Genomic DNA, 24,988 nt, shown 5'->3' on the forward strand with positions numbered 1-24,988 from the left:
CCCTTGGCGGGCCCTCGCTCAGCGGACCTCGGCGCCGGAGCGCAGCACGCGGCGCACGCGCAGGTCGTCGTCGGTGACGACGACGTCCGCGCGCCGCCCGACGACGAGGCCGCCGACGTCGGTCAGGCCCAGCACTCGCGCGGGCACCCAGGACGCGGACCGCACCGCGTCCACGAGCGGGACGCCCGCGGCGACGGCGTGGCGCACGACGTCGACGAGGTGGGCCGTGCCGCCCGCGATCGCGCCGCCGTCGGGGTCGCCCGGGTCCGTGAGGCGGGCGACGCCGTCGCGCACCGTCACCGCCATGGGGCCCAGCTCGTAGGACCCGTCCGCCATGCCGGCGGCGGCCATCGCGTCCGTGACGAGCACGACGTGGTCGGCCCCCACCGTCTCCACGACCGTGCGCACGGTCCCCGGCGCCAGGTGGACGCCGTCGGCGATCAGCTCCACGACGAGGTCGCCGCGGGCCGCGGCGGCCAGGCAGGCCGCGATCGGCCCGGGCGCACGGTGGTGCAGGGGCCGCATCCCGTTGAACAGGTGGGTGGCGGTCATCTCGCGAGCGGGCGCCTCGCCGGCCTCGGCCGCGGCCACCAGGGCCGCGGACACCTGCGCCACGAGCTCCTCCGCCTGCTCCGTGGTGGCGTCGGTGTGCCCGAGCGACGGCACCACGCCCGCGGCGACCAGGGCCTGGGCCGCCCCGTCGGGCCCGACCACGCCGTCGACCTCGGGGGCCACGGTCATGGTGCGCAGGTGCCCGCGCGACGCCTCGACGAGGTCGCGCACGAGCCGGGTCTCACCGGGGAGGAGGTCGTCGGGGCTCTGCGCTCCGCGCCGCTCGTGGGAGAGGAACGGACCCTCCGCGTGGATCCCGGCGATCTCGCCCGCGTCGGCGAGGTCGGCCAGCAGGGCCGCCCGGGCCAGCAGCGTCTCCCGGTCGGCCGTGACCAGGGACGCGAGCATCGTCGTGGTGCCGTGCCGGCGGTGCTCGCGCACCGCGACGAGCGCCTCGTCGGTGGTCGCCGCGTCGGGGAAGCCGACGCCTCCCCCGCCGTGGTTGTGCAGGTCCACGAGGCCGGGGAGCAGCACCGTGCCGGGCTCGGGGTCGGCGGCCGCGGCCACCGCGGCGGCGACCTCGGGATCGGCGTGCTCCGCCGCCGCCACGGGACCCACCCACCGCACCAGACCGTCCGCGACCACGACCGCGCCGTCCTCGACGTCGTCCTGCGGGGTCACGACCCGGCCGCGCAGCGCGACCAGGGCGCCGGGCTCGGACGTGGGGGCCAGGGGGGTGGCAGCGCTCATGGCCCCATCCTGCCGCAGGGCACGCGAATTGCGAAACCTTCCTGACAAACCTCGGGAAGGGTCAGAAGAGGCGCGAGTCCACGTCGTCGACGCCGCGCATCGCGTCGTAGTCGAGCACCAGGCACTCGATCCCCCGGTCGGTCGCGAGCACGCGGGCCTGCGGCTTGATCTCCTGGGCGGCGAAGACGCCGCGCACCGGCGCCAGCAGCGGGTCGCGGTTGAGGAGCTCGAGGTAGCGGGTCAGCTGCTCGACGCCGTCGATGTCGCCGCGACGCTTCAGCTCGACCGCGACGGTCGACCCGGACGCGTCGCGCGCGAGGATGTCGACCGGGCCGATCGCCGTCATGTACTCGCGGCGCACCAGCGTGTGGCCCGCGCCGAGGCGGTGGATCTGCGCGGCGAGCAGCTCCTGCAGGTGCGCCTCCACCCCGTCCTTCACCAGGCCGGGGTCGACGCCGAGGTCGTGGGCGGAGTCGTGCTCCACCTCGTGCAGCTCGATCTCGAGGCGGTCGTCGGACTTCTGGTGCTGCACCGTCCAGACCTGCGTCACGCCGCGGTCCCGCGCCTCGTCGTCGGGGTCGCCGACCGCCATGACGCACGGCGGGCTCATCCAGTTCAGCGGCTTGTACGAGCCGCCGTCGGAGTGCAGCAGCACGCTGCCGTCCGCCTTGACGACGAGGAGCCGCGTGGCGAGCGGCAGGTGGGCGGTGAGCCGGCCGGTGTACCGGGCCGAGCAGCGGGCGACGACGAGACGCACGGTCCCCCTCTTCGTTCGTGGCGGGTGCTGCGGTACGGGCGCCCCGGGAGCGCCTCAGGACCCTACACGACCAGGTCGCGACGCCCGGGAGGCGCGGACTCGAGCCAGGACGCCAGCCCGGCGTAGGCGCCCGACGACATCAGCAGCTCGAAGTCGGTGCCGTCGTAACGGCAGCGCACCAGCACCTGGTCGGGCTGGCCGGCCTGGTCGAGCGGGGCACGGCCGGTGATCGAGAGCCCGTCGCGTCGCCAGACGCGCGCCGGGCGGGGCGCGAGCGACCAGCCGCGCCACCAGTCGATGCGGCCCACGGCGTAGTGGGCGATCCCCACCATCCACGCCGCCTGCGGGTCGTCCGCGGGCCGGGCGTGGCAGGGGAAGGAGCCGACCCTCCGGGAGAGGGTCCGCAGGCGGGAGGCGCCGGCGGCGAGCACCAGCCCGAGCGCGACGACGAGAGCCACCGCGGTCCAGACTGCGTACGCCACCGGCACCTGCCTCAGCGCAGCGCCGGCTCGCGGCCGGACAGCTCCGAGACCTCGTCGACGACGATCGTCACGAGGTTGCCGTCGACGGAGACGAAGCCGCCGGTGACGTGCGCCTCGACCGCGGTCCCGTGGGCCGTCGACACCTTGACCGTGCCCGGGCGCAGCACCGCGAGGAGCGGCGCGTGGCCGGCGAGGATGCCGACCTGGCCGTCGACGGACGGGGCGCTGACCTCGCGCGCCGCGCCGGACCAGACCTTGCGGTCGGCCGCGACGAGGTCCACGTTCAGCTCTGCCATCTCCATGTCCTCTTTCCGATCGTGCGGGGTTCGTCAGGCGGTCGCGTCGCCCCGCCGGGAGGCGGTGCCTCCCGGCGGGGCGACGCGGCGGGACGAGACCGTCAGGCCCCGTACTCCTTCTGGATCCGGGCCCAGTTCTCCTCGAGCATCTCGAGGCCGCCGATGTTGTAGAACGCCTGCTCGGCGATGTGGTCGAACTCGCCCTCGGCGATCTTCTTGAACGCCTCGATGGTCTCGCTCAGCGGCACGGTGGAACCCTCCACGCCGGTGAACTTCTTCGCCATGTAGGTGTTCTGCGAGAGGAACTGCTGGATGCGGCGCGCACGCGCGACGACCGTCTTGTCCTCCTCCGAGAGCTCGTCCACACCGAGGATCGCGATGATGTCCTGCAGCTCCTTGTTGCGCTGCAGGATCGACTTCACCTGGGTGGCGACGTCGTAGTGCTCCTGGCCCACGTAGCGCGGGTCGAGGATGCGGGACGTCGAGGTCAGCGGGTCGATCGCCGGGTACAGACCCTTCGACGCGATCTCACGGGAGAGCTCGGTCGTCGCGTCCAGGTGGGCGAACGTCGTCGCCGGCGCCGGGTCGGTGTAGTCGTCCGCCGGCACGTAGATCGCCTGCAGCGAGGTGATCGAGTGACCGCGCGTCGAGGTGATGCGCTCCTGCAGGAGACCCATCTCGTCGGCCAGGTTGGGCTGGTAGCCCACGGCGGACGGCATGCGGCCGAGCAGGGTCGACACCTCGGAGCCGGCCTGCGTGAACCGGAAGATGTTGTCGATGAAGAGCAGCACGTCCTGCTTGCGCACGTCGCGGAAGTACTCCGCCATCGTCAGCGCGGACAGGGCGACGCGCAGACGCGTGCCCGGCGGCTCGTCCATCTGGCCGAAGACCAGGGCCGTCTTGTCGAAGACGCCGGCCTCCTCCATCTCGGCGATGAGGTCGTTGCCCTCACGGGTGCGCTCGCCGACGCCGGCGAACACGGACACGCCGCCGTGGTCCTGCGCGACGCGCTGGATCATCTCCTGGATGAGGACGGTCTTGCCGACGCCCGCACCACCGAAGAGGCCGATCTTGCCACCCTGCACGTACGGGGTGAGGAGGTCGATCGACTTGATGCCGGTCTCGAACATCTCGGTCTTCGACTCGAGCTGGTCGAAGGCCGGGGGCTTGCGGTGGATGGGCCAGCGCTCGGTGACCTCGAACTTCTCGCCCTCGGCGAGGTTGAGGACGTCGCCGGTCACGTTGAAGACCTTGCCCTTGGTGATGTCGCCGACCGGCACGCTGATGGGCGCGCCCGTGTCGGTGACGACGGAGCCGCGCACGAGGCCGTCGGTCGGCTTCAGCGCGATGGCGCGGACCAGGCCGTCGCCGAGGTGCTGGGCGACCTCGAGCATGAGGGCGAAGGACTTCTCCCCCTCGCCCTGCGACGACAGGTCGATGTCGACCGTCAGGGCGTTGTAGATGTCGGGGATCGCGTCCTCGGGGAACTCGATGTCGACGACGGGGCCGATCACGCGCGCGACACGGCCCACGCCGGGTCCGCTCTGGTGCTCGACCGGGGCTTCCACGGTGGTGGCGGTCATTGCTTGCCTCGCTTCGAAAGGAACGTTGCGGATGTCAGTACGGTCGTCAGAGCCGGCTGGGCTGCTGCCATGTCGGCTGGCATGTCGGCTGGCATGGCCGGCGTCATGACGCCGCGAGGGCGTCGGCACCCGAGACGATCTCGCTGATCTCCTGGGTGATGTCCGCCTGGCGGGCCTGGTTCGCCAGGCGCGTGTAGGTGCGGATCAGGTCCTCGGCGTTGTCCGTCGCCGTGTGCATCGCCCGCTGGCGCGCGGCCAGCTCGGACGCCGCGGCGTCGAGCATGAAGCTGAAGATGCGGCTGCGCACGTACCGCGGCAGGAGGGCGTCGAGGACGCTCTCCGGCGACGGCTCGAAGTCGTACAGCGGGAACGCGTCGTGCTCGCCGGGCACGGCCACGCCCTCGACGACCTCGAGGGGCAGCATCCGCACGACGCGCGGGCGCTGCGTGACCATGTTGACGAACTGCGTGTACACGACATGCAGCTCCGAGACGCCGCCCTCGTCCGCCGGGGCGAGGAACGCCCCGAGCATCGTGTCGGCGATCTCGCCGGCGACGTCCGAGTCCGGGCTGTCCGAGCCGTACGACCACTGCCCCGCGAGCTGGCGCCCGCGGTAGCCGTAGTACGAGACGGCGCGCCGGCCGGTCGCGTAGAGCTCGACCTGCTTGCCCTCGCCCTGCAGCTGGGCGATCAGGCGCTCAGCCTCCCGGATGATCGACGCCGAGTAGGCGCCGGCCATGCCGCGGTCGGACGCGATCACCAGGACCGCGACGCGGTCGGTGTCGTGCCGCTCGCTCGTCAGCGGGTGCTTGGTCGACGTGTGCGTCGCCACGGCGGACACCGCGCGGGTGATCGCCCGCTCGTACGGTGCCGCCGCCGCGGTGCGCGCCCGCGCCTTGCCGATGCGGGAGGCCGCGATCAGCTCCTGCGCGCGGAACATCTTCTTCAGCGACTGCGTCGACTTGATCCGCTGCTTGTAGATGCGCTGGGCTCCACCGGCCATGCTCAGGCCTTCTTCTGCACGACGAGCTGCTCCTGCTCGACGTCCGCGGAGTCGCCCTCGTCGTCACCGCCGACGAGCGGGGTGCCGTCGGCCTTGAGGAAGCCGTTGCGGACGTCCTCGACGGCCGCGGCCAGCGCGTCCTCGGTGTCCTGCTCGAGCTTGCCGGTCTCGGCGATCGTGGAGAGCACCGAGGTGTGGCGACGCAGGTGGTCGAGCATCTCGGACTCGAACCGCTTGACGTCCTCGACGGGGACGTCGTCGAGCTTGCCCTTGGTGCCGGCCCACACGGACGCGACCTGGTCCTCGACCGGGTACGGCGTGTACTGCGGCTGCTTGAGCAGCTCCATCAGCACCGCACCGCGGGCCAGCTGGCCGCGCGACGCCGCGTCGAGGTCGGACGCGAACATCGCGAAGGCCTCGAGCGAGCGGTACTGCGCCAGCTCCAGCTTCAGCGTGCCGGACACCTTCTTCATCGCCTTGATCTGCGCGTCGCCACCGACTCGGGAGACGGAGATACCGACGTCGACCGCCGGGCGCTGGTCGGCGTTGAAGAGGTCCGACTGCAGGAAGATCTGGCCGTCGGTGATGGAGATGACGTTGGTCGGGATGTACGCCGACACGTCGTTCGCCTTGGTCTCGATGATCGGCAGACCGGTCATCGAGCCCGCGCCCAGGTCGTCCGAGAGCTTGGCACAGCGCTCGAGCAGGCGGGAGTGCAGGTAGAAGACGTCGCCGGGGTACGCCTCGCGGCCCGGCGGGCGGCGCAGCAGCAGCGACACGGCACGGTAGGCCTCGGCCTGCTTCGACAGGTCGTCGAAGATGACCAGCACGTGCTTGCCCTGGTACATCCAGTGCTGGCCGATGGCCGAGCCGGTGTACGGGGCGATGTACTTGAAGCCCGCCGGGTCGGACGCCGGGGCGGCGACGATCGTCGTGTACTCGAGCGCGCCGGCCTCCTCGAGGGCGCCGCGCACGGAGGCGATCGTCGAGCCCTTCTGGCCGACGGCGACGTAGATGCAGCGGACCTGCTTGCTCGGGTCGCCCGACTCCCAGTTGGCCTTCTGGTTGATGATCGTGTCGATCGCGATCGCCGTCTTGCCGGTCTGCCGGTCGCCGATGATCAGCTGGCGCTGACCGCGGCCGATCGGGATCATCGAGTCGATCGCCTTCATGCCGGTCTGCAGCGGCTCGTGCACCGACTTGCGCTGCATGACGCCGGGCGCCTGGAGCTCGAGGGCGCGGCGGCCCTCGCTCTCGATGTCGCCCAGACCGTCGATCGGGTTGCCCAGCGGGTCGACCACACGGCCGAGGTAGCCCTCGCCCACGGGGACGGACAGGACCTCGCCGGTGCGGCGGACCTCCTGCCCCTCCTCGATGCCCGTGAACTCGCCGAGGACGACGACGCCGATCTCCCGGACGTCCAGGTTCAGGGCGAGGCCGAGCGTGCCGTCCTCGAACCGCAGCAGCTCGTTCGCCATCGCGCCGGGGAGACCCTCGACGTAGGCGATGCCGTCGGCGGCGACGGTGACGCGGCCGACCTCCTCGCTGACCGCGCCCTCGGGCTCGTACGACTTCACGAAGCTGTCCAGAGCGGCGCGGATCTCCTCCGGCCGGATCGTCAGCTCAGCCATTGCTCTCTCCTGTCGTGGCCGCGTATCGCGCGGCCTCACGTTCTGCGTAGCCGACCGGGGCCGGCGCTGGGCCTAGGGGTTCAGCCGGCCAGCCGGCGACGGGCGTCGGCCAGGCGGGACAGCACGGTGGAGTCGACGACGTCGGCGCCGACCTGGATGCGCAGGCCGCCGATGACGGCGGCGTCGACCGTGACGTTGAGCTGCACGGCGCGCCCGTAGGCACGCTCGAGCAGCCCCGCGAGGCGGTCCTGCTGGGACTGGCTGAGCACGCTGCCGCTCGTGACCGTGGCCACGAGGCGGCGACGGCGCTCGGCGGCGATCTCCCCGTACCACAGCAGCGTCGCCACGAAGCGGCGACCTCGCAGGGCGGTCGTGGCCCGGCGCGCGAGCACGAGCGTCACGTCGTCCACCTTGCCCGTGAGCAGCGAGTCGACGAGCTGCGCCCGGCGCTCGGGGTCGGTCGTCCCGTCCGAGAGCACCTGGCGCGCCTCGCGCTGCCCGACGAGCGCCCGCGTCAGCCGGAACAGCTCGTCCTCGACGGTCTCGAGGGTGCCGCGCGCCTCGGCGGACGCCAGCACGGCGTCGAGCCCGAGACGCTCGACGGCGTCCGCGAGGTCCCGGTCGCCGGACCAGCGCGACCGCGCCAGGCCCGTGACGAGGTCCACGACGCGCTCGTCGAAGCCACCGGCCAGCACACGACCCGCCAGGGCCGCCCGGTCCTCCGCGTCCCGCGACGGGTCGGCGAGCGACCGGCGCAGCGGCCCGGAGGAGTCCAGGGCGGCGACGACGGCGAACAGCTGCTCGCCGAGCGCCTTCGCGTCGGCCCCGGCCGAGCGCAGGACCGGCTCGAACCGCTCCTGCGCCGCCGCGAGGGATGCTCCGCTGGTGCCCCGCATCAGCCCTCCTTGCCGACCGAGTTGCCGACCGGCGCCGCCGTGCGGGACTCGTCGCCCGCGGCCTCGAGCTCGTCGAGGAAGCGGTCGACGACACGCGACTGGCGCGCCGAGTCCTGCAGCGACTCGCCGACGATCTTCGACGCCAGCTCGGTGGCCAGCTCGCCGACCTCGGCGCGCAGCGAGACGGCCGCCGTCTGGCGCTCCGCCTCGATCTGGCGGTGGGCGGTCTCGACGATGCGCGAGGCCTCCTCGTGCGCCTTGGTGCGGAGCTCCGCGACGATCGCGGTGCCCTCGGCACGCGCCTCCTCGCGGGTCTTCGCGGCGTCGGCACGGGCCTCGGCGAGCTGCTGGTGGTACTCCTTCAGCGCCTCCGCAGCCTCCTCCTGGGCCTTCTCGGCCTTGGCGATGCCGCCCTCGATCTTCGCGGTGCGCTCGTCCAGCACGGCCTGGAACTTCGGCAGGACGTACTTGTAGAACACGATCCCGACGATGATCACGATGACCAGCGACCACACGATGTCCGGCGTGTGCGGCAGCAGGATGTTCTGGGTCCCCTCCTCCGCGGCCACGACGTCCGCGGCGGGGGTGCTCAAGGGGGCGCTCATCACGGAACGATGAAGCCGGCCACCAGGCCGAGGAGCGCGAGCACCTCGACGAAGGCGACACCGATGAACATCGTGGTACGGAGCTGGCCGGACACCTCGGGCTGGCGGGCCATGCCCTCGATCGTCTTGCCGATGAGGATGCCGAGGCCGATGCCGGGGCCGACCGCCGCGAGGCCGTAACCGATCGTGCCGATGTTTCCGGAGACCTCGGCGAGGGTGGTGACGTCCACTGGGTTTCCTTCCGTTGGGCGACGGGCCTCGGGTGGCCCGTCGTCTCTTTGTGGTTGCAGGTGGTGGAACGGGTGTCCGGCTCAGGCCGGATACCGCGAGACGGTCAGTGCTCCGCCTCGACGGACAGGTTGAGGTAGACCGCGGTGAGGATCGCGAAGACGTAGGCCTGCAGGGCCGCCACGAAGACCTCGAAGAAGAAGAACGCCGCGCCTGCGACGAACGTGCCCGCGCCGAACAGCTTCATGCCGCCCGCCGCGTCGAAGAGGAAGAACGACGTCGCCGCGAAGCAGATCGCGAGCATGAGGTGCCCCGCGACCATGTTGGCCATGAGTCGGATGGCGAGCGTCGCCGGGCGCAGGATGAAGACCTGGAGGAACTCGATCGGCGCGAGCAGCAGGTACAGCGGCTTCGGCACGCCGGACGGGAGCAGCGAGTTCTTGAGGAACCCGCCGACGCCGTGCGCCTTGACGCCCGCGCCGAGGTACATCACGTAGGTCCACAGCGCGAGCACGATCGGCAGGCCGATCACCGAGGTGCCGGCGATGTTGAGGAACGGGATGACGGCCGCGATGTTCATCACCAGGACCGTGCAGAAGATCGTCGCGAGCAGCTTGAAGTACTTGCGGCCGTTCTCCTGGCCCAGCACCTCGATCGCGATCGAGTTCCGCACGAAGTCGAGGACCATCTCGACGCCGTTCTGGAACCGGCCGGGCACCAGGCGGGCTCGCCGCGCCGCGAGGCAGAACACCAGCAGCAGGACGGTGGCCATGATGACGCGGACCAGCATGATCCGGTTGAACTCGAAGGGCGTGCCTTCGAAGAAGATGGCCGGCGGGAAGAAGTCCGCGATCGTCGGCGCTTCGAAGCCGCCGCCTTCGGCGGCGAGCAGCAGGGGGATCGCTGGCGTAGACAGGGGATTCTCCCGGAGGTCGTACGGTCCGGGCGCTCCACTCCTGGAGAGGGCACGCCATCGGACCTGGCCGTCATGGATTCGCGGACAGCCTACCGGATGTTCACAGGTGCTCCGACATCCCGGAGCAGAATTTCCGGCAAGATCACGCGGCTTGTGAAGAAGCGCACGATGTTGCCCCTGGCGACGGATCGTCGCCCGGCGCAAGCACCCTGGTCAGGCGGGCGACGTCACGGCTGCACGTAGGGCACGCGGCCGCTGTTCACCGCCCGGTAGTCGAGCAGCGCGGAGCCGATCGCGCCCACCGCGAGCACCGCGATCAGCACCCAGGGGTCGTAGAACGTGCGGCCCTGGAGCACCGCGAGCACGACGATGAGCACGACGATCTTGGCCACCCACGCCCCCATGACGAACGCCGCCATGCGCGCCGGGCTCGAGCCGACGGTGCGCATCATCGACCAGATCGTCGTCGCGCAGAAGAAGGCCGCGATCGCGGCGCCGACCAGCGCGCCCCAGAGGCCGGGCAGGCCCGCCACCAGGAAGCCGATCCCCCCGCCCAGCACGACCAGGGCGCCGATGAGCAGCAGCGTGTCCCGCAGCGCGGTCCGCAGCACCCGGCGCTCTGCGGCGGCGTTCTCCCCCGCACCGTCAGCAGGGCCGGTGGTGGGGTCGGGCGTCGGGGTGTCGGGCGTCGTCATCGGTGGCGTCCTTCGTGCGTCGTCAGGGAAGGTGCGGCCGGGCTGGCCGGCGGCGTCGGGGAACGGTGAGGCGGGGGCGCAGCATGCGCCGCCACGACCGCCGGGTGGCTGCCGGTGGCGACGTCGTCGTCCAGGAAACGTCCGCGCGTGCGCAGCGGGCCGAGCGTGAGGAGCAGGGCCACCACGACGGCGACCGCCAGCCCGGCGAGCACGGCCTTCCAGTCCCACAGCACGAGCGCGGCCACGCCGAAGGAGAAGACGGCGGCCCACACGTAGAGGATGAGCACGGCACGCCGGTGGGAGTGGCCGAGCGCCAGCATCCGGTGGTGCAGGTGCATCCGGTCCGGGTGGAACGGCGACTTGCCCGCCGCGAGGCGGCGGATCACGGCCATCGCCATGTCGAGCAGCGGCAGCAGCACCACCGCGACCGGCAGCAGCAGCGGGATGAACAGGGGCACTCGCTGCGCGCCGGACAGCGTCGCGCCCATGGAGACCGGGTCGACGTTCCCCGTGATGGTGATGGCCGAGCCGGCGAAGACCAGCCCCAGCACCATCGAGCCCGAGTCGCCCATGAAGATGTGCGACGGGAAGAAGTTGTGCGGCAGGAAGCCGAGACACGCCCCGACCAGGACGGCCATCATCAGCGTCGCGAGGTTGGCGTAGTTCTCCGGCGTCGCCTGCTGGGTCAGGCCGTAGGTGTACAGCAGGAACGCGGAGCCGCCGATGGCGATGAGGCCCGCGGCCAGGCCGTCCAGCCCGTCGACGAAGTTCACCGCGTTCATCGCCACGACGACCACCAGGATCGTCAGGAACAGCGAGATGCGCGACGAGGTGATGAACAGCCAGTCCGGCGTGGGCAGCGACGTGAGCTGCACCTGCTGCCAGGCCATGAACCCCGCCGCGAGCACCTGCCCCGCCAGCTTGGTCATCCAGTCCAGGTCCCACACGTCGTCGGCCCAGCCGAGCAGGCAGACGATGACGGCGCCGCCGACGATGCCCCACGCCTGCGGTCCCGTCTCGAAGACGCCCGCGAGGAACGGCATCTGCGACGCCAGCACCACCGCGACGACGATGCCGAGCAGCATCGCCAGGCCGCCGAGCCGCGGCGTCGGCTGCACGTGCACGTCGCGCGCACGCACCGCGGTGATCGCGTTCGTGCGGCGGGCCACCCACCGCGCGCCCGGCGTGGCGAGGTACGTGACCGCCGCCGAGACGAGCAGCAGGAGCAGATAGGCCCTCACCCGGCGGACTCCTCCGCGGGGGCGGCACCCTGCTCCTCGGCCTGGTCCGTCGTCTCGTCGCCGGCGGTCGCGTCGCCCGCCTCGTCGGGCTGCTCGTCGGGCTCCGCGTCCGGCTCGTCGACGCCGCGCACCGGCGCGACCTCGTTGAGCGCCTCGAGGGTGATCGCGCCCTGGCGGACCACGCGCAGCTGCGCGCCGGTGGCGTCCACGATGGTCGAGGCGACCCCGCCGGGGGCGTCGCCGCCGTCGAGGTAGACGGTCACCGCGTCGCCGAGCTGCGCGCGGGCGTCGGCGACGTCGAGGGCCGCCGGGTTGCCGGTGGCGTTCGCGCTCGAGACCGCGAGCGGGCCGGTGCGCCGCAGCAGCGCCAGCGCGGCGGGGTGGTCGGGCATGCGCAGCGCGACGGTGCCGTGCGTCTCCCCCAGGTCCCACTGCAGCGACGGCTGGGCCTGCAGGATGATCGTCAGCCCGCCCGGCCAGAACGCCTCGGCCAGCTTGCGTGCGTCGTCGGGGACCTCGGTGGCCAGGCCGTCGAGGGTGCGCACGTCCGGGATGAGGACGGGAGGGGGCATCTGACGCCCGCGGCCCTTGGCCGCGAGCAGGGCCGCGACCGCCTCCGCGTCGAAGGCGTCGGCGCCGATGCCGTAGACGGTGTCGGTCGGCAGGACCAGCAGGCCGCCGCGCGAGACCGTGTTCACCGCCTCGTCGATCGCAGGGCCCCAGCTGTTCGGGTCGGTGACGTCGTGCACGCTGCTCACGGGCTCAGTCTGTCACGGTTCGACCGGCCGCCCGGCGGTCGCCCGTGTCCTCACGCCGGCCTGCGGCCGCCGTTCCCGCGCGGCGCGCCACCACCATCCGCGGACGACCCGTGAGGTCGTCGCGGGTGCCGGCCGGGTCGAACCCGCCCGCCTCCGCGACCATCGCGCGCGCCGCGGCGGCCTGCACCTCCGCGTGCTCCATCACGTACAGCCCGCCGGGGCGCAGCAGCCGCGCGGCCGCCGCGGTGACGCCGCGGGGCACCTCGAGGCCGTCGTCGCCCAGGCCGTAGAGCGCCACGGCCGGGTCGTGGTCGGCCACCTCCGGGTCGCGCGGGACGGCGCCCGGCGGCACGTAGGGCGGGTTGGAGACGACGACGTCGACCGTGCCGTCCAGGTCGCGCAGCGCGGTCCGCGCGTCGCCGCGCAGCAGGCGGACGAGGGCGGGCCCGTCCCCCGACGTCGCCGCGACGTTGCGCGCCGCCCAGCCGTGGGCTGCGGCGTCGAGCTCGACGGCGTGCACCTGCGCACCGGGCACCTCGGTCGCCACGGCGAGCGCGATGGCGCCGGACCCGGTGCACAGGTCGACCACCACGGCCGAGCCCCCGCGGGCCACCGCGTGCGCGGCCTCGTCGATCGCCACCTGCGCCACCTGCTCGGTCTCGGGCCGCGGCACGAAGACGCCCGGCCCCACGGCGAGCTCCAGGTGCCGGAAGGGAGCCGCACCCGTGAGGTGCTGCAGCGGCACGCGCTCGGCACGCCGCGCGACGCCGGCGGCGAACCGGTCGGCCGCGCCGTCCGGCAGGCCGCGGTCGAGCACCGCGAGGCGCCGCGCCTCCGGCCGGTCGACGCCGACGGCGTGGGCGAGCAGGGCCTCCGCGTCGACGCGCGGGCTCGGCACGCCCGCGGCACCGAGCCGCGACGTCGCCCACCGGAGGGCGGCGCCGGCGGTGCGGGGCACCCCGTCGTCCCCAGCGTCCCGCACCGTGTCCGGCCCCACGTCAGCCACCCTGGCCGCCCGCGGCGGCGAGCCGCGCCGCCTCGTCGGCGTCGACGGCCGAGCGCACCACCGGGTCCAGGTCGCCCGCGAGCACGTGGTCGAGGTTGTACGCCTTGTACCCGGTGCGGTGGTCCGCGATGCGGTTCTCGGGGAAGTTGTAGGTGCGGATCCGCTCGCTGCGGTCCACGGTGCGCACCTGCGAGCGGCGGACGTCGGCGGCGGCCGCGGCGGCGGCCTCCTGCTGCGCGGCGAGAAGCCGGGCGCGCAGCACGCGCATCGCCTGCTCCTTGTTCTGCAGCTGCGACTTCTCGTTCTGCATCGACACGACGATGCCCGTGGGCACGTGCGTGATGCGGACGGCGGAGTCCGTCGTGTTCACCGACTGGCCGCCGGGGCCCGACGACCGGTAGACGTCGATGCGCAGGTCGTTCGCGTCGATCTCCACCTCACCGGGGTCGTCGACCTCGGGCAGCACGAGCACGCCCGCCGCCGACGTGTGGATGCGCCCCTGCGACTCCGTCACAGGCACGCGCTGCACGCGGTGCACGCCGCCCTCGTACTTGAGGCTCGCCCACACGCCCTCGGCCGGGTCGGAGACGCTGCGCGCCTTGATCGCGACCTGCACGTCCTTGTACCCGCCCAGCTCCGTCTCGGTCGCGTCGAGCACCTGGGTGCCCCAGCCGCGCCGCTCGGCGTACCGCAGGTACATGCGCAGCAGGTCGCCGGCGAAGAGGGCCGACTCGTCGCCGCCCTCCCCCGCCTTGATCTCGAGGATGACGTCGCGCGCGTCGTCCGGGTCGCGCGGCACGAGCACGCGACGCAGCCGCTCCGCCGCGGCGTCCGCCGCCTCCCGCAGGGCGGGCAGCTCGGCCGCGAAGGCCTCGTCCTCGGCGGCGAGCTCTGCCGCCGCCTCCGCGTCGTCGTGCGCCTGCTCCCACGCCCGGTACGCGGCGGCCACCTGGTTCAGCTCGGCGTACCGACGGCCGAGCGAGCGCGCACGTCCCGCGTCCGCGTGCACGGCCGGGTCGGCCAGCGCGCGCTCGATCTCGGCGTGCTCGGCGAGCAACGGCCGCGCGGCGGCGAACGAGTCGGTCATGGCATCTCCCGGTCGAGCACGAGGTAGTTCAGGTCATCGCGAGGTAGTTCAGGTCATCGCGAGGTAGTTCAGGTCGCCACGAGGTAGTCCGGATCGCCGCGAGGTAGCTCAGCAGCTCGGGCCGAACCACCTCGGCAAGAACTCGACTACCTCGCGGTGATCCGAGCTACCTCACGGGCCCGGGGACTACCTCGGCAAAGCAGAAGCGCCGGTGGCCCGTCGTCCGACTGCCCCTGGAGAGGTTGTCGGGCGGACCACCGGCGCATTCACCCCACAGAAGGGCGGGGGCGCTACTTCTTCTTGCCGTAGCGAGCCTCGAAGCGGGCGACGCGGCCGCCGGTGTCGAGGATCTTCTGCTTGCCCGTGTAGAACGGGTGGCACGCGCTGCAGACCTCGACGCTGATCTTGCCGGAGGTCGCGGTGCTGTGGGTCGTGAACGTGTTGCCGCAGGTGCAGCTCACCTGGGTGACGACGTACTCGGGGTGGATACCGGACTTCATGATGCTCCTTGGTGTGATGCCGCCGGGTCGCCCCGCAGGACAGCGGGCCGTGAACCGGATGGCCGACGAACCATTGTGCCAGAACGCGGACGCGTCCCGGACATCTCCCGTGCGCCGGGCCGCTCAGGGCCCGGCGCACGGGGACGATCAGACCGTCTCGCCCGGGTTCTCGTCCGAGAGCCCGGCCGGCGTCGTCTTCTGCACGTGCAGCAGGAACTCGACGTTGGTCTTGGTCTTCTTGAGCTGGCCGAGCAGCAGCTCGATCGCCTGCTGCTGGTCGAGCGCGCCCATGACGCGGCGCAGCTTGTAGACGATGCCCAGCTCGTCCTTCGACATGAGGATCTCCTCACGCCGGGTGCCGGACGCGTTGACGTCCACGGCCGGGAAGATCCGCTTGTCCGCGAGGTTGCGGGACAGGCGCAGCTCCATGTTGCCCGTGCCCTTGAACTCCTCGAAGATCACCTCGTCCATCTTCGAACCCGTCTCCACGAGGGCCGAGGCGAGGATGGTCAGCGAGCCGCCGTTCTCGATGTTGCGCGCCGCGCCGAAGAACTTCTTCGGCGGGTAGAGCGCCGCGGCGTCCACACCACCGGAGAGGATGCGGCCGGACGCCGGCGCCGCCAGGTTGTAGGCGCGCGAGAGACGGGTGAGGGAGTCGAGCAGCACGACGACGTCCTGGCCCAGCTCGACCAGGCGCTTGGCCCGCTCGATGGCGAGCTCGGCGACGATCGTGTGGTCCGACGCGGGGCGGTCGAACGTCGAGGCGATGACCTCGCCCTTGACCGTCCGCTCCATGTCGGTGACCTCTTCGGGCCGCTCGTCCACGAGCACCACCATGAGGTGGACCTCGGGGTTGTTCGCGGTGATCGCGTTGGCGATCTGCTGCATGATGATCGTCTTGCCGGCCTTGGGCGGCGCGACGATGAGACCGCGCTGGCCCTTGCCGATCGGGGCGACGATGTCGATCACGCGCGGCGTGAGGCGGGTGGCCTCCGGGTTCTCCAGGCGCAGCCGCTCCTGCGGGTACAGCGGCGTCAGCTTGGTGAACTCGGGACGCTGGCGCGCCTCCTCCGGCGTCATGCCGTTCACCGAGTCCAGGCGCACCAGGGCGTTGAACTTGCTGCGGACGTTCTTGCCCGCCGGCGGCTCCTCGCCCTCGCGGGGCTGGCGGATCGCGCCGACGATCGCGTCGCCGCGGCGCAGGCCGGACTTCTTCACCTGGTTGAGGGAGACGTAGACGTCGCCCGCCCCGGGCAGGTAGCCGCTCGTGCGAACGAACGCGTAGTTGTCGAGGATGTCGAGCACGCCGGCGACGGGCAGCAGCACGTCGTCCTCGCGCACCTCCACGTCGTCCAGACCGGCGACGTCCGGGGCGCCCGCGCGGCCGCCGCGGTTGCGCTTGCGGTCGCGGCCACGGTCCCGACCCCGACGACGGCGCGAACCGCGGTCGTCGTCGTCGTCGCGCCGCTGACGCTGCTCGTCGCGCTGGCCGCCCTGGGTTCCCTGGCCGGCCTGGCGCTGCTGGCCGGAGCCGTCGTTGCCGCGGCCCTGACCGGAGCGCTGGCCGTCGCCCTCGCCCTGACCCGAGTTCTGGCCCGAGCTCTGCCCGTTGCCCGAGCGGCGGCCGCCACGCTCGCGCGGGGCCGCGACGGCCTCCGCGAGCTGGGCGAGCCGCGCCTCGCGGTCGGTGTCGTTCTGCTGGCCGCGCTGCTCGCCGCCACGCTGCTCGCTCCGGGCGGGCTGCTGCTCGGCGGGCGCCTCGGCCGCGCGCTGCTGCGGCGCGGCGTCGCCCTCGGCCGAACCGGCCGACCGCGTGGCCCGGCGCGAGCGGCGCGGGGCCTCGCCCTCGGCACGCGGGGCGCGGGCGTCACCCGACGGCTGCGCGGAGCCCTGGTCGGCCGGCGACTGGGCCGGGGCGTCGCTGCGGACCGTGGGCGCCACGGCGGTCGCCGCGGCGACCGGGGCACCGGCGGTGCGCGCGCCCTGGCCGCGCGCGGCCCGGATCGCGTCCTGCAGGTCGCTCTTGCGCATCCGGGACGTGCCCTTGACGCCCAGGCCGGAGGCCAGCGACTGGAGCTCGGCCAGACGCATCGAGCTCAGGTTTCCGGATGCGGCGGCGCCGTTCCGGCTGTCGGTGGTGTTCGTCACGAAGGACCCTTCCCCCTCGTATGCGGCCCGCAGAACTCGGGGCCGGGGTGGTTGCCGTCCGACGCGGGGAGCGCCGAGACGCGTGGAACCTCGCATCAGTGGTACGACGACGTCGGCTGGCGGGGTTGGTGTTTCACCCTCTCGCGGGACTGTCGCGGCGGATCCTGCACCGCATCGCGACCACCGAGGCACCTGGCTCTGACCGGGCACGAGAACGCGCCGTGCGGTGGAGAGGGAGTGCCTTCGCGGTCGATCCCGAAGGCTCACCGCATCATATCACCTCAGACCCCGCCCCAGGCGGACACGCCGGGAGCCGCGCCGGCCGTCGTCCGCCGCGCCACCGCGCCGTCGTGGTCCACCCCCGGCCGCAGCGCGCGCCAGCCCGCCACGTCGTCGACGAGGTCGGCCAGCACGGCGTCGAGCCGCCCCGTGCCGTCCCCGGCGGTGAGCACCAGGACCGTGGGGCCTGCGCCGGAGATCGTGGCCGCGAGGCCCTCGGCGCGCAGCGCGCGCAGCAGCTCGGCGGACCCTGCCATCACGCTCGCCCGGTAGTCCTGGTGCAGGCGGTCCTCGGTGGCGTCGAGCAGCAGCTCCGGACGCCGGGCGAGGGCCTCGACCAGCAGGCCGGCGCGGCCCGCCGTGAACGCCGCGTCGCCGTGCGGCACCTCGGCCGGCAGCACGCCGCGGGCGCGGCTCGTGGCGAGGCGGACGTCGGGCACCAGCACGGTGGCCTCGATGCGCTCGTCCACGTCGAGGTCGACGGCGCGGGGCCCCCCGCCCGACTGCCACGCCAGCGTCGCTCCGCCACGGATCGCGGGCGCCGCGTTGTCGGGGTGTCCCTCGAACTCGGTCGCGATCCGCAGCACCGTGGCCGCGTCCAGGACGTGCGGGTCGGCGAGGAGCGCCCGCGCGGCGACGATCCCGGACACGACGGCCGCCGACGACGAGCCGAGGCCGCGCGCGTGCGGGATGCGGTTGACGCACCGCAGCCGCAGCCCGGTGCGGGGTGCGCCCGCGAGCTCGAGCGTGTGCCGCAGGGCCCGGACCACGAGGTGGTCCTCGCCGAGCGGCACCTCCCCCGCCCCCTGCCCCTCGACCTCGACGACGACGTCGTCGGTCGCCAGGAGCTCGACCTCCAGGTCGTCGTACAGGGCGAGGGCCAGGCCCATCGCGTCGAACCCCGGGCCCAGGTTCGCGCTGGTCGCCGGGACTCGGACCAGGACGTGGTCGGCGCCGAGCTGCATCGTTCCCCTCCCCGGGGTCCGGTCGAAGCGGGTGGTGTCAGAGGCCGAGCGCGTCGGCGATCGACACGACGTCGGCGCTCACGCGCGTGGGGGCCACCTCGCCGCCGTCCGGCGTGCGCAGCGCCCACTGGGGGTCCTTGAGCCCGTGACCGGTGACGGTGACGACGACGCGCGCACCGGCGGGCACCAGGCCCCGCTCGGCCCGCGCGAGCAGGCCCGCGACGCCGGCCGCGGACGCCGGCTCGACGAACACGCCGACCTCGGCCGACAGCACGCGGTGCGCGGCGAGGATCTGCTCGTCGGTGACGGACTCGATGACGCCGCCCGAGGTGTCGCGCGCGTCCTCGGCCTGCTCCCACGACGCCGGGTTGCCGATGCGGATCGCGGTGGCGATCGTCTCCGGCTGGTCGACCGGGTGACCCAGGACGATCGGCGCGGCGCCGGCCGCCTGGAAGCCCCACATCTGCGGCGTGCGGGTCGCGACCGCGCCGTGCACGGCGCCGTCGTCCAGGCCCGCGTACTCGCGGTAGCCCTTCCAGTACGCGGTGATGTTGCCCGCGTTGCCGACCGGGAGGCAGTGGATGTCCGGGGCGTCGCCCAGGGCGTCGACGACCTCGAACGCGGCCGTCTTCTGCCCCTGGATGCGGTCCGGGTTGACGGAGTTGACGAGCTCGACCGGGTACACCTCGGCGAGCTTGCGCGCCGCGACCAGGCAGTCGTCGAAGTTGCCGTCCACCTGCAGCAGGCGGGCGCCGTGCGCGATCGCCTGGCTGAGCTTGCCCATCGCGATCTTGCCGTCCGGCACGAGCACGGCGCAGGTCATGCCCGCGCGGGTCGCGTACGCCGCCGCCGAGGCGGACGTGTTGCCGGTCGACGCGCACACCACGGCCTTCGCGCCGCGGCCCGCGGCGGCCGAGATGGCCGTCGTCATGCCGCGGTCCTTGAACGACCCGGTCGGGTTCATGCCCTCGACCTTGACGTAGACGTCGGCGCCCGTGCGGTCCGAGAGCGCGGGGGCCGCCACGAGCGGGGTGCCGCCCTCGCCGAGCGTCACGATCCGCTCCGACACGTGGGCGGGCAGCCGGTCGGCGTACTCGGTGATGACACCGCGCCACTGGTGGGCAGGCTGGGTCTTCGGCTGGTCGACCGGCATGGTCAGGCTCCCTCGACTCGCAGGACGGACGTGATCTCGTGCACCGGCTCGAGGCCGCGCATCGCCGCGACCGTCGCGGCGAGCGACGCCTCGCGGGCGGAGTGCGTGGTGAGCAGCAGCGCGGCGGTGCCCTCGGCGACGTCGACGGCGTACGGCTCGTCGGGCGCCTGGCGGACGGTGTCGATCGACACGCCGTGGTCGGCGAGCACCTGCGCCACCTGGGCGAGCACGCCGGGGCGGTCCGCCACGACGAGGCGGACCTGGTAGCGCGTGACGGCGGCGTCGTGCGGCAGCACCGGCAGCGACGCGTAGGCGGACTCGCGCGGGCCGCGGCCCCCGACCATCCGGTCGCGCGCGGCAGAGACGAGGTCGCCGAGCACGGCGGACGACGTCGGCCGCCCGCCCGCGCCCTGGCCGTAGAACATGAGCGGGCCGGCGTCGTCGGCCTCGACGAAGACCGCGTTGAACGCGCCCCGCACCGCGGCGAGCGGGTGCGTGGCGGGCACGAGCGCGGGGTGCACGCGCGCGGACACGCCCTCGGCGGTCTGCTCGGCGATGGCCAGCAGCTTCACGACGTGGCCGGTCTGCTGCGCGGCGGCGACGTCCGCGGCGGTCACGCGGGTGATGCCCTCGCACGCGACCTGCGCCAGCGAGACCCGCGTGTGGAACGCGAGCGAGGCGAGGATCGCGGCCTTCGCCGCGGCGTCGTGCCCCTCGACGTCGGCCGTGGGGTCGGCCTCCGCGTACCCGAGGCCCTGCGCCTCCTTGAGCGCCTCCTCGAGGTCCAGCCCGTGCGTCGTCATCTGGTCCAGCACGTAGTTGGTGGTGCCGTTGACGATGCCGAGCACGCGGCGCACCTGGTCGCCGGCGAGCGACTCGCGCACCGGCCGGACGATCGGGATGGCGCCCGCCACGGCCGCCTCGAACGACAGGTCGACGCCCGCCGCGTCGGCGGCCTCGAAGAGCTCCGGCCCGTGCTCCGCGAGCAGCGCCTTGTTCGCCGTGACGACGCTCGCGCCGCCCGCGATGGCGCGGTGGATGAGCCCGCGCGCCGGCTCGATGCCGCCCATGAGCTCGACGACCAGGTCCGCGCGGTCGACGAGCGCTTCGGCGTCCTCGGTGAGCAGGTCGGCCGGCACGATCGTGCCGACGCCGTCGCGCGGGCGGCTCGCGTCGCGCACGGCGATGCCCACGAGCTCGAGGCGCGCGCCCGCGCGGGCGGCGAGGTCGTCCGCGTGCTCGACGAGCGTTCGCGCGACCTGGGAGCCGACGACGCCGCAGCCGAGGAGCGCGACGCGAAGCGGGACGGCCCCGGTCAGGGGCCCGGACGGGGTGGCTGCAGGCACGGGGGAACCTTCGGAACGGGATGCCGGGACGGGGTCAGGATAGCCGCGGCGCGCCGGCCCCCGGGCCGCCGTCCACGGGGGACGACGGCGGCCGGTCGGCGGGACGGACGACCGGGCCGGCGGCGCGGCGCCGGGCGTCAGCCCAGGTCGAGCGCGAGCAGGTCGTCGACCGTCTCGCGCCGCACGAGGACGCGCGACGCACCACCCTCGACGGCGACCACGGGCGGGCGCGTCAGGAGGTTGTAGTTGGACGCCATCGAGCGCCCGTACGCGCCGGTCGCGGCGACGGCGAGCAGGTCACCGGCGCGCACGTCGCCCGGCAGCCAGCCCTCGTGCACCACGATGTCGCCGCTCTCGCAGTGCTTGCCCACGACGCGCGCGAGCACGGGCTCCGCCGTCGAGGCCCGGCCGACCAGCTCCGCGTGGTACTGCGCCTCGTACAGGGCCGGGCGGATGTTGTCGCTCATGCCGCCGTCGACGGAGACGTAGGTGCGCACGCGGCCGTCGTCGAGCACGACGGGCTTGACCGTGCCGACCGTATAGAGCGTCAGCCCGGCCGGGCCGACGATCGCGCGCCCCGGCTCGATGGAGATCCGCGGCAGCGGCGTGCCGAGCTCGGCGCAGACCGCCGCCACGGCGCTCGCCACGTCCTTCGCGATCCGGTCCGGGTCGAGCGGCACCTCGCCCGGCAGGTAAGCGATGCCGTACCCGCCGCCGAGGTCCACCTCGTCGACCAGCACGCCCGTGCGCTCCGCGAGCTCCGCCCGCAGCCGCAGCACGACGCGCGCCGCGGCCTCGAAGCCCGCCGGGTCGAGGATCTGCGAGCCGATGTGCGAGTGGATGCCCAGCAGGTGCAGCTCCGGGCGCGCGACCGCCGCGAGCAGCGCCCGCATCGCCGGCGCCTCTCCCCCGTCCGGGCCGGGGTTCACCGAGAGTCCGAACTTCTGGTCCTCGTGCGCGGTGGAGATGTACTCGTGGCCGCCCGCGTGGACGCCGGTCGTGACGCGCACCATGACCGGCGCCACGAGCCCGCGCGAGGCCGCGAGCGCCGCCACCCGCTCGATCTCGACGAGCGAGTCGACGATGATGCGGCCGACGCCGGCGTCGAGCGCGGCGAGGACCTCGGCGTCCGACTTGTTGTTGCCGTGCAGGCCGATCTCCCCACCGGGGACGCCGGCCCGCAGCGCGACGGCGAGCTCGCCGCCCGACGCGGTGTCGACGCGCAGCCCCTCCTCCCGGGCCCAGCGCGCCACCGCCACCGTGAGCAGCGCCTTGCCGGCGTAGTACACGTCGACGCCGGTGCCCACCTCGGCGAAGGCCGTCGCGAACGCCGTGCGGTAGCCGCGGGCGCGGGCGCGGAAGTCCGCCTCGTCGAGCACGTAGGCGGGGGTGCCGTGCTCGGCCGCGAGCGCGTCCACGCCGACCCCGCCCACCTCGACGACGCCGTCGTCGCGGCGGCGCACGCCCGTCGACCAGGGGACGCCGAGGACGCCCGTCGCGGGGGCGGTACCCGACCCGTTCACATCCGCTCCGGAGCGGTGACGCCGAGCAGCTCGAGACCGTTGGCCAGCACCTGGCGGACGGCGTCGTTCAGCCACAGGCGCGTGCGGTGCGTGTCCGTGACCTCCTCGTCCGGGTACGGCGTCACGCGGCACTCCTGGTACCACTTGTGGTAGTCCGCGGCGAGGGACTCGAGGTAGCGCGCGACGCGGTGGGGCTCGCGCAGCTCGGCCGCCTGCGACACGATCCGCGGGAACTCGGTGAGGGCGCCGACCAGCGCCGCCTCGGTCTCGTGGACGAGCAGCGCAGGGTCGAAGGCGTCGGAGCCGTCGGCCGCGACGCGCGCGACGTCGCGGTCGGCCGCGTTCCGGTCGACGGCGCACGTGCGCGAGTGCGCGTACTGCACGTAGTAGACGGGGTTGTCGTTGCTCTGCTTGAGCATCTCCTCGCCCGACAGCGACAGCGGCGAGTCCGCGGGGTAGCGCGCGAGCGAGTACCGCAGCGGGTCGGAGCCCAGCCACTCGATGAGGTCGTCCATGTACAGCGCGTTGCCGCGGCGCTTGCCCATCCGCTCGCCGCCGATGTTCACGAGCTGGCCGATGAGCACCTCGATGTTCGCCTCCGGGTCGTCGCCCGCGCACGCGGCGATGGCCTTGAGGCGGTTGATGTACCCGTGGTGGTCGGCGCCGAGCAGGTAGATCTTGCCCGGGAACCCGCGGTCCTTCTTGGACAGGTAGTACGCGGCGTCGGCGGCGAAGTAGGTGGGCTCGCCGTTCGCGCGGATCATCACGCGGTCCTTGTCGTCGGCGAAGTCGGTGGTGCGCAGCCACACCGCGCCGTCGACGTCGAACACGTGGCCCTGCTCGCGCAGGCGGGCGACCGCCTGCTCCACGGCGCCCGAGTCGTGCAGCGTGCGCTCGGAGAACCAGACGTCGAAGTGCACGCCGAACGCGTCGAGGGTGCGGCGGATCGCCTCGAGCTGGGCCTGGTAGCCGAGCTCGCGCGCGGTCGCGAGCGCCTCGTCCTCAGGGAGGGACAGGAGGTCGGGCTCCTGCTCGAGCACCTCGGCGGCCCGCTCGGCGACGTACTCGCCGGGGTAGCCGCCCTCGGGCACGTCCTCGCCCTTGGCCCGGGCGAGGATCGACGCGGCGAACTTGTCCATCTGCGCGCCCGCGTCGTTGATGTAGTACTCGGCCGTCACGTCGGCGCCGGCCGCGCGCATGATCCGCACGAGCGCGTCGCCGAGCGCCGCCCAGCGGGTGTGACCGATGTGCAGCGGGCCCGTCGGGTTGGCGGAGATGAACTCGAGGTTGTGCACCTGGCCAGCGAGGGCGTCGGTGCGGCCGTACGCGTCGCCCGCGGTGACGATCGTGCGCGCGAGCTCGCCGGCGGCGCCCGCCTCGAGCGTGATGTTGAGGAAGCCCGGCCCCGCGACGTCGGCCGCCTTGATCCCCGGCGTCGCCGCGAGGCGGGCCGCCAGGTCCTCCGCCAGCGCGCGCGGCGTCGTGCCCGCCTTCTTCGCCAGCTGCAGCGCCACGTTGGTGGCCCAGTCCCCGTGCTCGCGCTGCCGGGGTCGCTCCACGTGCACCGAGGCCGGGACGGCGTCGGCGGGCAGGGCGAGGGTGCCGTCGGCCACGGCCGAGGCGAGGGCAGCGCTGAGTGCTCCGGAGAGCTCGTCGGGGGTCACCGGGCGATTCTACAAAGGCGACGGGCCGCCGGGTGCTCGCCGTCGTGGCGGGATCGTCCGCCGTGTGCCACCCGGCGTCCAGGTGCTGGTAGTCTCGTGCACCGTGCCGAGCGGTTTCCGTCCGGCGCCCGCGCCTGTAGCTCAGTGGATAGAGCGTCTGCCTCCGGAGCAGAAGGTCGGGGGTTCGAATCCCTTCAGGCGCACCGAGAACGAGGGCGGGTCCGCTGCGGCGGACCCGCCCTCGTTGTCTTCTCCGATCGCCGCTACGCTCCGGCCGTGAGTCACGGATCCGCGGAGCCGACCGAGGTCTTCGCTCTCTCCCGCAGGACGTCGTCGTTCGCGCTGCTGGCCGCCGCCGGGTTCGTCGCCGTGGGGGCGGTGATGATCCTGATCGGCTGGTCCGATCTCTCTGGCGTGACGCTACGGCTGGGCGACCTCGAGCTCACTGGCGGCCGCGCAGGTCCCTCGCCCCTCGTCCTGGGCGTCGTCGGCGTGGTCGCAGCGCTCTTCGGCGGTACCGCCGGCGCGTTCCATGCGCGCCGGCTGCTGCAGCGCGACCGCACCGCGCTCGTCCTCGACACCGTCGGGTTCGTCGACCGCGCGTCCCTCTCCGGCGCGGGGCCGGTCGCGTGGGACGAGACCGCCGGCATGCGCATCGTGGACCACCCGGCACGAACGCTCGTCGTCGAGGTGGTCGACCCCGACGCCGTGGCCGAGCGGCAGCCCTCGGCAGCAGGGCGACAGGCCGCGCGCGCGAACATCAGGCTGCTCGGTTCTCCCGTGTGCATCCCGCTGTCCGCCGTGGGGCGCCGCGAGGACGAGCTCCTCGAGGCCTTCGAGCGCCTGGGACACCTGCGCCCCGGCTTCTACCGCGGGACACCGTCGTCGACGTAGTACCCGCTGCCACGTCCCTGGAGGGAGGCG

The 24,988-nt window shown here is 73.5% G+C and carries 24 protein-coding genes and 1 tRNA gene; 2 read left to right on the plus strand and 23 right to left on the minus strand.

Annotated features, from left to right (window positions below):
• Nucleotides 1–18: 18 nt before the first annotated feature.
• From ABZ493_RS13215 to argS, 23 genes are all read right to left on the minus strand, one after another.
• Complete coding sequence (locus ABZ493_RS13215; RefSeq protein WP_430582606.1) at nucleotides 19–1,302, minus strand: amidohydrolase family protein; 1,284 nt, start codon at nucleotides 1,300–1,302, stop codon at nucleotides 19–21.
• Nucleotides 1,303–1,363: 61 nt separating this feature from the next.
• The gene (gene nucS / locus ABZ493_RS13220; RefSeq protein WP_430582607.1) at nucleotides 1,364–2,059 is read right to left on the minus strand and encodes an endonuclease NucS; all 696 of its coding nucleotides are present in this window, start codon (nucleotides 2,057–2,059) and stop codon (nucleotides 1,364–1,366) included.
• A gap of 62 nt (nucleotides 2,060–2,121) precedes the next feature.
• On the minus strand, nucleotides 2,122–2,541 hold the full coding sequence (locus ABZ493_RS13225; protein ID WP_430582608.1) for a DUF2550 domain-containing protein: 420 nt from the start codon (nucleotides 2,539–2,541) through the stop codon (nucleotides 2,122–2,124).
• 11 nt (nucleotides 2,542–2,552) lie between these two features.
• Nucleotides 2,553–2,837, minus strand: a complete 285-nt coding sequence (locus ABZ493_RS13230; protein ID WP_429735122.1) for a F0F1 ATP synthase subunit epsilon — start codon at nucleotides 2,835–2,837, stop codon at nucleotides 2,553–2,555.
• Between the two features lie 101 nt (nucleotides 2,838–2,938).
• On the minus strand, nucleotides 2,939–4,420 hold the full coding sequence (gene atpD / locus ABZ493_RS13235) for a F0F1 ATP synthase subunit beta (protein WP_430582609.1): 1,482 nt from the start codon (nucleotides 4,418–4,420) through the stop codon (nucleotides 2,939–2,941).
• A gap of 103 nt (nucleotides 4,421–4,523) precedes the next feature.
• A complete protein-coding gene (locus ABZ493_RS13240; protein WP_430582610.1) occupies nucleotides 4,524–5,423 on the minus strand; it encodes a F0F1 ATP synthase subunit gamma in 900 nt (299 codons plus the stop codon).
• Between the two features lie 2 nt (nucleotides 5,424–5,425).
• A complete protein-coding gene (gene atpA, locus ABZ493_RS13245; protein ID WP_430582611.1) occupies nucleotides 5,426–7,054 on the minus strand; it encodes a F0F1 ATP synthase subunit alpha in 1,629 nt (542 codons plus the stop codon).
• An 80-nt stretch (nucleotides 7,055–7,134) separates the two neighbouring features.
• Nucleotides 7,135–7,950 (minus strand): F0F1 ATP synthase subunit delta, encoded by an 816-nt coding sequence (locus ABZ493_RS13250; RefSeq protein WP_430582612.1) that lies wholly within the window; start codon nucleotides 7,948–7,950, stop codon nucleotides 7,135–7,137.
• Nucleotides 7,950–8,555 (minus strand): F0F1 ATP synthase subunit B, encoded by a 606-nt coding sequence (locus ABZ493_RS13255; RefSeq protein WP_430582613.1) that lies wholly within the window; start codon nucleotides 8,553–8,555, stop codon nucleotides 7,950–7,952. Before ABZ493_RS13255 ends, ABZ493_RS13250 begins: the two co-directional genes overlap by 1 nt.
• Nucleotides 8,555–8,785, minus strand: coding sequence for an ATP synthase F0 subunit C (locus ABZ493_RS13260; RefSeq protein ID WP_430582614.1), 231 nt, complete (start codon nucleotides 8,783–8,785; stop codon nucleotides 8,555–8,557). Before ABZ493_RS13260 ends, ABZ493_RS13255 begins: the two co-directional genes overlap by 1 nt.
• A gap of 104 nt (nucleotides 8,786–8,889) precedes the next feature.
• On the minus strand, nucleotides 8,890–9,573 hold the full coding sequence (gene atpB, locus ABZ493_RS13265) for a F0F1 ATP synthase subunit A (RefSeq protein ID WP_430582615.1): 684 nt from the start codon (nucleotides 9,571–9,573) through the stop codon (nucleotides 8,890–8,892).
• A gap of 353 nt (nucleotides 9,574–9,926) precedes the next feature.
• Nucleotides 9,927–10,394, minus strand: coding sequence for a hypothetical protein (locus ABZ493_RS13270; protein WP_430582616.1), 468 nt, complete (start codon nucleotides 10,392–10,394; stop codon nucleotides 9,927–9,929).
• Nucleotides 10,391–11,635, minus strand: a complete 1,245-nt coding sequence (locus ABZ493_RS13275; protein WP_430582617.1) for an MraY family glycosyltransferase — start codon at nucleotides 11,633–11,635, stop codon at nucleotides 10,391–10,393. The genes ABZ493_RS13270 and ABZ493_RS13275 overlap by 4 nt, the downstream gene beginning before the upstream one ends.
• Nucleotides 11,632–12,393, minus strand: a complete 762-nt coding sequence (locus ABZ493_RS13280) for an L-threonylcarbamoyladenylate synthase (protein WP_430582618.1) — start codon at nucleotides 12,391–12,393, stop codon at nucleotides 11,632–11,634. The genes ABZ493_RS13275 and ABZ493_RS13280 overlap by 4 nt, the downstream gene beginning before the upstream one ends.
• A 4-nt stretch (nucleotides 12,394–12,397) precedes the next feature.
• Nucleotides 12,398–13,351: a peptide chain release factor N(5)-glutamine methyltransferase gene (gene prmC / locus ABZ493_RS13285; protein ID WP_430582647.1), complete on the minus strand. Its 954-nt coding sequence runs from the start codon at nucleotides 13,349–13,351 to the stop codon at nucleotides 12,398–12,400.
• Nucleotides 13,352–13,391: 40 nt separating this feature from the next.
• Nucleotides 13,392–14,486 carry a peptide chain release factor 1 gene (gene prfA / locus ABZ493_RS13290; protein ID WP_430582619.1) on the minus strand — a complete coding sequence of 365 codons (1,095 nt, stop codon included), beginning with the start codon at nucleotides 14,484–14,486 and terminating at the stop codon, nucleotides 13,392–13,394.
• Between the two features lie 290 nt (nucleotides 14,487–14,776).
• On the minus strand, nucleotides 14,777–14,986 hold the full coding sequence (rpmE, locus tag ABZ493_RS13295; RefSeq protein WP_079569666.1) for a 50S ribosomal protein L31: 210 nt from the start codon (nucleotides 14,984–14,986) through the stop codon (nucleotides 14,777–14,779).
• Between the two features lie 147 nt (nucleotides 14,987–15,133).
• Nucleotides 15,134–17,134: a transcription termination factor Rho gene (gene rho, locus ABZ493_RS13300; RefSeq protein ID WP_430582620.1), complete on the minus strand. Its 2,001-nt coding sequence runs from the start codon at nucleotides 17,132–17,134 to the stop codon at nucleotides 15,134–15,136.
• Between the two features lie 281 nt (nucleotides 17,135–17,415).
• Nucleotides 17,416–18,378 (minus strand): homoserine kinase, encoded by a 963-nt coding sequence (thrB, locus tag ABZ493_RS13305; RefSeq protein WP_430582621.1) that lies wholly within the window; start codon nucleotides 18,376–18,378, stop codon nucleotides 17,416–17,418.
• A 37-nt stretch (nucleotides 18,379–18,415) separates the two neighbouring features.
• Entirely contained in the window at nucleotides 18,416–19,531 is a 1,116-nt protein-coding gene (gene thrC, locus ABZ493_RS13310; RefSeq protein ID WP_430582622.1) for a threonine synthase, read from the minus strand.
• Between the two features lie 2 nt (nucleotides 19,532–19,533).
• Nucleotides 19,534–20,877, minus strand: a complete 1,344-nt coding sequence (locus ABZ493_RS13315) for a homoserine dehydrogenase (RefSeq protein WP_430582623.1) — start codon at nucleotides 20,875–20,877, stop codon at nucleotides 19,534–19,536.
• A gap of 137 nt (nucleotides 20,878–21,014) precedes the next feature.
• Nucleotides 21,015–22,400, minus strand: a complete 1,386-nt coding sequence (lysA, locus tag ABZ493_RS13320) for a diaminopimelate decarboxylase (protein WP_430582624.1) — start codon at nucleotides 22,398–22,400, stop codon at nucleotides 21,015–21,017.
• Nucleotides 22,397–24,064: an arginine--tRNA ligase gene (argS, locus tag ABZ493_RS13325; RefSeq protein ID WP_430582625.1), complete on the minus strand. Its 1,668-nt coding sequence runs from the start codon at nucleotides 24,062–24,064 to the stop codon at nucleotides 22,397–22,399. Before argS ends, lysA begins: the two co-directional genes overlap by 4 nt.
• Nucleotides 24,065–24,194: 130 nt before the next feature.
• Between argS and ABZ493_RS13330 the strand changes: the two genes are divergently transcribed.
• Both ABZ493_RS13330 and ABZ493_RS13335 read left to right on the plus strand, forming a co-directional pair.
• Nucleotides 24,195–24,267, plus strand: a tRNA-Arg gene (locus ABZ493_RS13330).
• Nucleotides 24,268–24,340: 73 nt separating this feature from the next.
• Nucleotides 24,341–24,958 (plus strand): STM3941 family protein, encoded by a 618-nt coding sequence (locus ABZ493_RS13335; protein ID WP_430582626.1) that lies wholly within the window; start codon nucleotides 24,341–24,343, stop codon nucleotides 24,956–24,958.
• The last annotated feature ends 30 nt before the right edge of the window (nucleotides 24,959–24,988 follow it).

The organism is Isoptericola sp. NPDC019482, assembly GCF_040632295.1.
Taxonomy (GTDB): domain Bacteria; phylum Actinomycetota; class Actinomycetes; order Actinomycetales; family Cellulomonadaceae; genus Isoptericola.

What these genes read in the sequence shown, in the direction of transcription:
- atpB (WP_430582615.1), bottom strand. Translation starts at nt 9,573, where the DNA reads ATGCTGGTCCGCGTCATCATGGCCACCGTCCTGCTGCTGGTGTTCTGC.
- thrC (WP_430582622.1), bottom strand. Translation starts at nt 19,531, where the DNA reads ATGCCGGTCGACCAGCCGAAGACCCAGCCTGCCCACCAGTGGCGCGGT.
- ABZ493_RS13230 (WP_429735122.1), bottom strand. Translation starts at nt 2,837, where the DNA reads ATGGCAGAGCTGAACGTGGACCTCGTCGCGGCCGACCGCAAGGTCTGG.
- ABZ493_RS13250 (WP_430582612.1), bottom strand. Translation starts at nt 7,950, where the DNA reads ATGCGGGGCACCAGCGGAGCATCCCTCGCGGCGGCGCAGGAGCGGTTC.
- rpmE (WP_079569666.1), bottom strand. Translation starts at nt 14,986, where the DNA reads ATGAAGTCCGGTATCCACCCCGAGTACGTCGTCACCCAGGTGAGCTGC.
- prfA (WP_430582619.1), bottom strand. Translation starts at nt 14,486, where the DNA reads ATGACCGACTCGTTCGCCGCCGCGCGGCCGTTGCTCGCCGAGCACGCC.
- ABZ493_RS13270 (WP_430582616.1), bottom strand. Translation starts at nt 10,394, where the DNA reads ATGACGACGCCCGACACCCCGACGCCCGACCCCACCACCGGCCCTGCT.
- atpA (WP_430582611.1), bottom strand. Translation starts at nt 7,054, where the DNA reads ATGGCTGAGCTGACGATCCGGCCGGAGGAGATCCGCGCCGCTCTGGAC.
- ABZ493_RS13240 (WP_430582610.1), bottom strand. Translation starts at nt 5,423, where the DNA reads ATGGCCGGTGGAGCCCAGCGCATCTACAAGCAGCGGATCAAGTCGACG.
- atpD (WP_430582609.1), bottom strand. Translation starts at nt 4,420, where the DNA reads ATGACCGCCACCACCGTGGAAGCCCCGGTCGAGCACCAGAGCGGACCC.
- ABZ493_RS13255 (WP_430582613.1), bottom strand. Translation starts at nt 8,555, where the DNA reads ATGAGCGCCCCCTTGAGCACCCCCGCCGCGGACGTCGTGGCCGCGGAG.
- thrB (WP_430582621.1), bottom strand. Translation starts at nt 18,378, where the DNA reads ATGCAGCTCGGCGCCGACCACGTCCTGGTCCGAGTCCCGGCGACCAGC.
- ABZ493_RS13215 (WP_430582606.1), bottom strand. Translation starts at nt 1,302, where the DNA reads ATGAGCGCTGCCACCCCCCTGGCCCCCACGTCCGAGCCCGGCGCCCTG.